The organism is Streptomyces sp. NPDC058239 (assembly GCF_042882185.1).
In the GTDB taxonomy this organism is placed as follows: domain Bacteria; phylum Actinomycetota; class Actinomycetes; order Streptomycetales; family Streptomycetaceae; genus Streptomyces.
The window spans coordinates 57,466-61,352 of the sequence record NZ_JBHVWS010000055.1; the positions used below are offsets into that span (position 1 = coordinate 57,466).

Consider the following 3,887-nt stretch of genomic DNA (forward strand, 5'->3'; position numbering starts at 1 on the left):
GGCCCTCCCCCCGCGCGCACCCGTAACCACGCTGTGGGCACTCCTTTAACAGGCACGCCGCCGGCCACCGTCCCGGGGGGGGGGGCCGACCCCCCGCCCCAGGGGGTACGGCCCACCGGCCTTTCTGCGTGCCCAGGGCGGGCTCGGGGGCGCACGACAGGGGCGCGTATGGAGCGCGTATAGGGCACGTATGTGCGCCGTCAAGGGCTTGCCCCTCCCCGTAAGGAAGCCATCAACGCAGGCCGGGACGGCTGTGATGCGGGGTTTGCTCATGAGGTCCGAGAATCCGTACCTCATCTAGGAGCACACGATGGCCGATGTGGCCTTCGTCGTCACCACGATCGCGGTGTTCGCGTTGGTGGCTCTCGTTGCCAAGGGGGTGGCGAAGCTGTGACTGCCGAGAACGTTGTCGGTCTGATCGTGGCCGTTGCCCTGTTGGGCTATCTCGTCCTCGCCCTTCTGTACCCGGAGAGGTTCTGAGCCCGATATGAGCCCCGTCCTTGCTGGTGTGCTCCAGCTGCTCGCGCTCGTTGTGGCGCTGGGTCTGGCGTACCGTCCGCTCGGTGACTACATGGCCGCCGTCTACTCCTCGAAGAAGCATCTGCGAGTCGAGAAGTGGATTTACAAGGCCATCGGCGCCAATCCGAACACGGAGATGCGCTGGCCCGCTTATCTGCGTGGTGTCCTCGCGTTCTCCGCGGTGAGTGTCCTCTTCCTGTATCTGTTGCAGCGGCTCCAGGGCCATCTGCCCGGCTCGCTCGGCTTCGTCCCGATCGATCCGGATCAGGCGTTCAACACGGCGGCGTCGTTCGTCGCGAACACCAACTGGCAGTCGTACTACGGCGAGCAGGCCATGGGTCATGTCGTGCAGACCGGTGGCCTGGCGGTGCAGAACTTCGTCTCGGCCGCCGTGGGTATCGCGGTCGCGGTGGCGCTGGTACGGGGCTTTGCCCGTTCCCGCACGGGTGAGCTGGGCAACTTCTGGTCCGACCTGGTGCGCGGCACCGTGCGGATCCTGCTGCCGATCTCGGTGATCGGTGCGATTGCCCTGGTCGCGTGCGGTGCGATCCAGAACTTCTCCGGTATCCACGGGGTCGGGCAGTTCATGGGTGGCTCGCAGCAGTGGAACGGCGGTGCGGTCGCCTCCCAGGAGGCGATCAAGGAACTGGGTACCAACGGCGGTGGTTACTTCAACGCCAACTCGTCCCACCCGTTCGAGAACCCCAACGGGCTGTCCAATCTCCTTGAGATCTTCCTGATCCTGGTGATTCCGTTCGCGCTGACCCGCACGTTCGGCCGGATGGTCGGTTCCCTGAAGCAGGGGTATGCGATCCTCGCGACGATGGGCGTCATCTGGCTCGGGTTCACCGCGCTGATGATGTGGACCGAATTCGCCCACCACGGGCCCGCGTTCGACATTGCGGGCGGGGCGATGGAGGGCAAGGAGACCCGGTTCGGGATCGGTGGCTCCTCGATCTTCGCGGTGGCCACGACGCTGACGTCGACCGGTGCGGTGAACTCGTTCCACTCCTCGTTCACCGGTTTCGGTGGCGGGATCACGATGCTGGGCATGCAACTCGGTGAGATCGCTCCCGGTGGTACGGGTTCGGGTCTGTACGGCATGCTGATCATGGCGATCATCGCGGTGTTCATCGCGGGTCTGATGGTCGGCCGCACCCCGGAGTACCTGGGGAAGAAGATCGGCACCCGGGAGATCAAGTTCGCGGCCTGCTACATCCTGATCACCCCGGCTCTGGTGCTGTGCTTCACCGCCGCGGCGATGGCCCTGCCGACCCCTGCCGACTCGATGACCAATACAGGGGCTCACGGCTTCTCGGAGATCCTGTACGCCTACACCTCCGGCGCGAACAACAACGGCTCGGCGTTCGCCGGACTCAACGCGGACACGCAGTGGTTCAACACCACGATCGGCCTCGCGATGCTGCTGGGCCGGTTCCTGCCGATGGTGTTCGTCCTCGCGCTGGCCGGCTCGCTCGCCGAGCAGAAGCCCGTACCGGCGACCGTGGGAACCCTGGGCACGCACAAGCCGCTGTTCAGCGGGCTGCTGGTCGGCACGATCCTGATCATCACCGGGCTGACCTACTTCCCGGCACTCGCGCTGGGGCCGCTGGCCGAAGGGCTGGCGTCATGACCACTCGTCTGAAGCAAGAGGACTCGATGTCCACTGTCACCCCCACCCGGGCACCGCACCAGGACGCGCCCACGGGCCACCAGAGCGAAGGACGCGTCGGCGGAGGCCTGTTCGACCCCAAGCAGCTGCTCAGGTCCTTCCCGGACGCGGTACGCAAGCTGGACCCCCGGGTGATGGTCAAGTCGCCCGTGATGTTCGTGGTGCTGATCGGCTCGGTGCTCACCACCGTGCTCGCGGTACTGGATCCGGGCGACTGGTTCGGCTGGGCGATCGCACTGTGGCTGTGGCTCACGACGATCTTCGCCAACCTGGCGGAGGCGGTCGCCGAGGGGCGCGGCAAGGCGCAGGCCGACACGCTGCGCAAGGCCAAGACCGACACCGTCGCCCGGCGGCTGACCGGCACGAACGAGGAGCGGGTTCCCGGCACCGAGCTGCGCATAGGAGACCTGGTCGTCTGCGAGGCCGGTGACATCATTCCCGGTGACGGGGATGTCGTCGAGGGCGTCGCGAGTGTGGACGAGTCCGCGATCACGGGCGAGTCCGCGCCGGTCATCCGGGAGTCGGGCGGTGACCGCTCGGCCGTCACCGGGGGCACGAAGGTGCTCTCCGACCGGGTCGTCATCAAGATCACCACGAAGCCGGGCGAGACGTTCATCGACCGGATGATCGCCCTGGTCGAGGGCGCCGCCCGGCAGAAGACACCCAACGAGATCGCCCTGAACATCCTCCTGGCGTCCCTCACCATCGTCTTCCTCCTCGCCGTCGTCACCCTGCAGCCCTTCGCGATCTACGCGGGCGAGAAGCAGTCGATGATCGTGCTGACCGCCCTGCTGGTCTGCCTGATCCCCACGACCATCGGCGCGCTGCTCTCCGCGATCGGTATCGCCGGCATGGACCGGCTGGTGCAGCGCAACGTCCTTGCCATGTCGGGACGTGCCGTCGAGGCCGCGGGGGACGTCTCGACCCTGCTGCTCGACAAGACCGGCACCATCACGCTCGGCAACCGGCAGGCCGCCGAATTCCTCCCCGTCAAGGGCACGACCGAAGCCGAGGTCGCGGACGCCGCCCAGCTGTCCTCACTGGCCGACGAGACTCCCGAAGGGCGTTCCATCGTCGTGCTCGCCAAGGAGAAGTACGGGCTGCGCGAACGACACCAGGGCGAACTGCGGCACGCCGAATGGGTCGCGTTCACCGCCCAGACCCGCATGTCGGGTGTGGATGTCGACGGACGCAAGGTCCGCAAGGGCGCGACCGGTTCGGTCGTCGCCTGGGTGAAGGAGCGCGGTGGCAGCGTCTCGCAGGACGCGCAGGTACTCACCGACCAGATCTCCCAGGCCGGCGGCACCCCGCTGCTGGTCGCCCTGGAGGACGAGCACGGCGCCCGGGTCCTGGGTGTCATCCACCTCAAGGACGTCGTCAAGGAGGGCATGCGGGAGCGGTTCGACGAGCTGCGCCGCATGGGCATCAAGACCGTCATGATCACCGGGGACAACCCGCTGACCGCGAAGGCCATCGCCGAGGAAGCAGGCGTCGACGACTTCCTCGCCGAGGCCACCCCCGAGGACAAGATGGCCCTCATCAAGCGGGAGCAGGCCGGCGGCAAGCTCGTCGCGATGACCGGCGACGGCACCAACGACGCACCCGCGCTCGCCCAGGCGGACGTCGGCGTGGCCATGAACACCGGTACCTCGGCCGCCAAGGAGGCCGGGAACATGGTGGACCTGGACTCCAACCC

At 67.2% G+C, this 3,887-nt stretch carries 3 protein-coding genes; all 3 read left to right on the top strand.

Going from position 1 to position 3,887, the window contains the following annotated elements:
• Positions 1-390: 390 nt before the first annotated feature.
• Positions 391-480 (top strand): K(+)-transporting ATPase subunit F, encoded by a 90-nt coding sequence (gene kdpF / locus ACFVYE_RS38190; protein WP_037823947.1) that lies wholly within the window; start codon positions 391-393, stop codon positions 478-480.
• 7 nt (positions 481-487) lie between these two features.
• On the top strand, positions 488-2,152 hold the full coding sequence (gene kdpA / locus ACFVYE_RS38195) for a potassium-transporting ATPase subunit KdpA (RefSeq protein ID WP_383965462.1): 1,665 nt from the start codon (positions 488-490) through the stop codon (positions 2,150-2,152).
• Positions 2,149-3,887: potassium-transporting ATPase subunit KdpB (kdpB, locus tag ACFVYE_RS38200; RefSeq protein WP_389608482.1), on the top strand; the 1,739-nt coding region annotated here is incomplete at its 3' end. The genes kdpA and kdpB, both read left to right, overlap by 4 nt.